Consider the following 4,575-nt stretch of genomic DNA (forward strand, 5'->3'; position numbering starts at 1 on the left):
GCCGTGATCCTGCCGCCGAAAAACCTGGCCAATGCGGGGAATTGAAATGAAGAAGAAGCCGTTCGCGCTGCCCGGCCTGCGGCGCGCTGAACGGGGGACAGGACGGGGGTTTCTGTAGGTCAGGCTTCAGCCAGACTCTGAAGAGGCCGGCTGTGACCGAAGGAATCCCGCGGGAAAGCCGGCCCCACAGTAAGAAGCTCCCACCCTAACCCTCCTCCGCTGTGCGGAGGAGCGGATCAGAGGCGATCGACCCGGAAAATCACTACCAGGGGACCTCATGAATCGATACCTGACGACATTCGCCATCGCTGCAACCTTCGCCGCCAGCGTCCACGCCCAGACGACCGCGCCGGCGCGCGCGACCGTCAAGGTGACGATCGACAGCGGTGTGCTGGTCGGTGAAGTCGCCGACAGCGTGAACGTGTTCCGCGGCGTGCCGTTCGCCAAACCGCCCGTCGGCGAACTGCGCTGGAAAGCGCCGCAGAAGCCGGACAAATGGCCGGGCGAACGCACGGCCTTCGCCAACGAACCGCCCTGTCCACAACCCGTCAATGCCGACGGCACGCCGAACGGCGGCGGCGTCGCCGGCGTGCAATCCGAAGACTGTCTGTACCTCAGCGTCCATGCGCCGGCGAACGCGAACAGGGCGCCGGTCGTGCTGTGGCTCTACGGCGGTGCCTCGTTCCTCGGCGCAGGTCACCTCGGTTCCTACAACGGCACCTCGAATGCGAAGCAGGGCGTCATCACGATTCCCATCAACTATCGACTGGGATCGCTCGCCAACTTTTCGCATCCGGCACTCACGAAGGCCGCCGGTGCGAAGGAGCCGCTCGGCAACTTCGCGCTCACCGATGCGGTTGCCGCGCTCGAATGGATCAAGCGCAATGTCGCTGCCTTCGGCGGCGATCCGGACAACGTCACGATCGCCGGTCAGTCGGCGGGTGCGGCGATGGTCGTGAACCTGCTGTCGATTCCTTCGGCGAAGGGCCTGTATCACAAGGCCATCATCCAGTCCGGCGCGCTGCTGCGTCCGGGGCAGACACTGGCGGAAGCGGAGAAGCGCGGCGTCGATGCGGCCAAGGCGCTCGGCCTGCCGGAGAATGCGACGGCCGCGCAACTGCGCGAAGTCTCTGCACAGACGCTGGTTGCCACCGAAGCAACGCGACGCGGTGTGGCTACGCCGATCGACAACCGCTTTCGCACGATTTCGACGGCCGATGCGTTGAATGCAGGCACCGAGATCGACGTGCCCGTGCTGGTGGGCTCCAACAGCGGCGAACCCGGCTTCGATGCCGCACGCACGGTGGCGAAGCTCGCGGGCGACAGCGGCGCCGGCGCGTGGCTCTACAACTTCGCCTATGTGCCGGGCTTTCGGCATGACGAATGGAAGGGCGGCGCGATCCATTCCGCCGAACTCATGTTCACGTTCGACTCGATCGACACGTCGGGCTGGGCCGCCAGTGCGGCCGGCAAGGCCGACGCCGCCGATCGCGCCGTCGCGAAGCTGGTGAACTCCTGCTGGATCGCGTTCTACAAAATGGATGCCAAGGCGAAATCATTCACCTGCGCCAACGGCGTGACCTGGCCTGCTTATACCGAAGCCGGCGATGACGCGATGAAGTTCACTGACAAGGCACAGATCGTGAAATCGCAGGGCATTCCGAGCGGACCACCGCGGCCGGCGAACGCGGGAAGCTGACGATACTGTCATTCTTCCTGTAGGTCAGGCTTCAGCCTGACTCCTCAAAGGCCGGCTAAAGCCGGCCCCACAGGCAGAGCAGATCCTTTAGTCAGTGCCGGCCCCACAGGGCCGAGTGCCACCGAGGAACGCGGACCATGAGACTGCTTGCTTCCGTCCTGATGTTTGCCTGCTCGATCGCCTTCGCCGCCGGGACACCGACCATGCCGCACCCGTCTGCCCAGCCCGCGTTGCGTTTCATCGAATCGAACGGCATCCGCATGCGGATCGCCGAGATGGGCAGCGGGCCGCTGGTGATCTTCGTGCACGGCTGGCCGGAATCCTGGTACTCGTGGCGTCATCAACTGCCGGCCATTGCCGCCGCCGGCTATCGCGTCGTCGCGCCCGACATGCGCGGCTACGGCCAGACCGACAAGCCGGCTGCCGTCGAGGACTACGACATCCAGCACGTCACCGGCGATCTCGTCGGCATCCTCGATGCGCTGGGCGAGAAGCAGGCGATCCTGGTCGGTCACGACTGGGGCGCGATCGTGACGTGGCACGCCATGCTGCTGCACCCGGACCGCTTCACGGCGCTGGTCGCGATGAGCGTGCCGTACAACGGTCGCGGAGCCGTGTCGCTGGTCGAAGGGCTGCGTCGTTCGCTCGGCGACAACTTCTTCTACATTCTTTATTTCCAGGAGCCGGGCGCCGCAGAGCAGGAGTTCGATGCCGATCCGCGCGGCATTCTGAGCCGGTTGTATCTGTCGCCCGGTTCGCCGCGCGAGGCGCCGCAGATCACCGATCCGAAGCGCGCGGCCGGCGGCTGGATTCCGCGGCTCGGTGCTCCGAAGGGATTGCCGTCGTGGCTGACACAGGCCGATCTCGACTACTACGTGAATGAGTTCACCGCGGCGGGCTTCCGCGGCGGCATCAACTACTACCGGAATTTCCAGCGCAACTGGGACATCACGCCGCAACTCGCGAACGCGAAAGTGACGCAGCCGGTGCTGTTTCTCGCGGGCGAGAAGGACACGGTGATTCGCGGTGCCAGTGCCGAAGCACTGACGAACGGCATGAAGAACGCGGTGCCGGGACTGACGAAGGTGATGCTCATGCCGGATACGGGACACTGGATCCAGCAGGAACGGCCCGAAGAGACCAATGCGGCGATCCTGGCGTTCCTTGCCAGTCTGAAGAAGTAGCCGCCACGGAGCGAGCTGGGCGCCGCCGTGGTTATATCTCGCGCAGGCCCTGAGCCAGCGCTCGAGTAACTTCTGCCGCGGGCACCGCGCGGCAGGCACTGGCGTTCTGTCCGCTCCACAAAGGCGTGAAGTCGTTGCGTCCCTGCTTCTCTGCGGCGGCACGCAGCGGAGCCAGGGCTGCAGCAGCAAGAGGGAAGGCGGGAGCCTCGTTGTCGAGTGTGCCCAGTTCCCGCATCGCCCGATTGACGATGCCGCGCGCCGCGCCTCCAGTGAACAGCGTTGTGAGCGCCGTGTGTCGTGCGACTTCGCTCTGCAACGCGGCGCGGTGAACGGGACGCGTCGTCGCTTCGGGGCAGAGAAGATAGGCGGTACCGACCTGCACGCCGGCGGCGCCGAGCGCGAGTGCGGCGGCTACGCCCCGGGAGTCGGCGATGCCTCCGGCCGCGATGACGGGCACGCGTACGGCCCGCGCGATTTGCGGTACCAGTGCGAAGGTGCCTGTCTGTGTCGTGAGGTCGCGTGTGAGGAAGTAGCCGCGATGCCCTCCCGCCTCCAGGCCCTGCGCAATGATCGCGTCGACGCCGCGGTCTTGCAGCCACAGGGCTTCCTCGACGGTGGTGGCGCTGGAAATCACCTTCGAACCCCAGCCGCGGACGCGGGCCAGCAACTCTGGTGCCGGCAGGCCGAAATGAAAGCTCACGATGGGAGGACGAAAGGGCTCGAGCACGCCCGCCGCTTGCGCATCGAAGGGACGGCGGCCAGCGCCTGTCGGAATGGAGGCAGCGTCGATGTCGTACTCGGCGTAGTAGGGCGCGAGCGACGCTCGCCAGGCGCGTTCGCGATTCTCATTGGGCGCCGGAGAACGATGGGCGAAAAAATTGACGTTCCACGGACGCCCGTTGGCTTGCCCCCTGATCGCAGTCAACTCGGAGAACAGGTCATCGGTACTCAAGGTCGCTGCGGGCAACGAGCCGACTCCGCCTGCTTCGCATACTGCGAGCGCAAGAGCGGAGTCCTGAACGCCGGCCATCGGCGCCTGAATCACAGGCAGCCTGGCGCCTAGCAGTTGCATGAGGGACGTTGCCAAGTGAGCAGACTGCACAACTTCCTGACTCCTGTGCCGCGGCAGGTCATTTCGGCACGCGCTTGAACGCCTGACCGCTGTCGAAGGCGGAGATGCGCCATTCGCCGTCGGATTCCCTGCGGCAGTCCATGCGCACGTCGGCAGTGGCCGCCGGGTCGGCGTGATTCAGTCCCGACGACATGCCGGCCGTCGTGAAGTAGAGCAGGCTGAACGTGATGGAGACTTCGGTCGCGCTGCGGAAGCTGACGCGCAGGTTGGACAGCATGTGGCGCTGCGTCGGCACGCCGTCGGGTTGGCCGGACAGCCGCTCGAGCCGGTCCCGGTAAAACTTCTCCACGCCCGCGCGGCCTTCGCGGAGCGTGCCGCCCACCGCGTACCTGCAATCCGCGGTGACCAGGCCGGCGATGTGCAGACCGTTGTTCACGTCGAGTTCGTAGGCCCAGTCATTGATGAGCTGCTGCACGGAGGCAATCGCCAGCGACTGCTCCATCGTGATGTTCGCCACGTTCCTGCCCCTGTATGAATCGAGATCGTGCGCAAAGTATTCGTGGGGCGAAGTGCCGTCGCAACTCATTCGCTCTATTGCCCCATGGAAACGGGGCGCTCGC

General features: G+C 65.6%; 4 protein-coding genes. 2 read left to right on the plus strand and 2 right to left on the minus strand.

The genetic code is table 11. The annotated features are described in order from the left end of the window. The first annotated feature begins 277 nt into the window (after window positions 1-277). Window positions 278-1,699: a carboxylesterase/lipase family protein gene (locus tag V7D81_RS17515; RefSeq protein ID WP_324318638.1), complete on the plus strand. Its 1,422-nt coding sequence runs from the start codon at window positions 278-280 to the stop codon at window positions 1,697-1,699. A 137-nt stretch (window positions 1,700-1,836) separates the two neighbouring features. Next, a complete protein-coding gene (locus tag V7D81_RS17520) occupies window positions 1,837-2,883 on the plus strand; it encodes an alpha/beta fold hydrolase (RefSeq protein WP_324318640.1) in 1,047 nt (348 codons plus the stop codon). A gap of 31 nt (window positions 2,884-2,914) precedes the next feature. On the opposite strand, the gene V7D81_RS17525 is transcribed toward V7D81_RS17520, so the two are convergent. Both V7D81_RS17525 and V7D81_RS17530 read right to left on the minus strand, forming a co-directional pair. Continuing rightward, window positions 2,915-3,955 (minus strand): NAD(P)H-dependent flavin oxidoreductase, encoded by a 1,041-nt coding sequence (locus tag V7D81_RS17525; protein WP_324318642.1) that lies wholly within the window; start codon window positions 3,953-3,955, stop codon window positions 2,915-2,917. Between the two features lie 58 nt (window positions 3,956-4,013). Next, entirely contained in the window at window positions 4,014-4,472 is a 459-nt protein-coding gene (locus tag V7D81_RS17530; RefSeq protein WP_324318644.1) for a nuclear transport factor 2 family protein, read from the minus strand. Window positions 4,473-4,575 lie beyond the last annotated feature (103 nt).

Origin of the sequence: Povalibacter sp. (assembly GCF_036735925.1) — a bacterium.
Classification (GTDB): domain Bacteria; phylum Pseudomonadota; class Gammaproteobacteria; order Steroidobacterales; family Steroidobacteraceae; genus Steroidobacter.

Excerpts from the sequence above, each read along its gene's own strand:
- V7D81_RS17525 (WP_324318642.1), bottom strand. The coding sequence starts at position 3,955 with ATGCAACTGCTAGGCGCCAGGCTGCCTGTGATTCAGGCGCCGATGGCC.
- V7D81_RS17515 (WP_324318638.1), top strand. The coding sequence starts at position 278 with ATGAATCGATACCTGACGACATTCGCCATCGCTGCAACCTTCGCCGCC.
- V7D81_RS17520 (WP_324318640.1), top strand. The coding sequence starts at position 1,837 with ATGAGACTGCTTGCTTCCGTCCTGATGTTTGCCTGCTCGATCGCCTTC.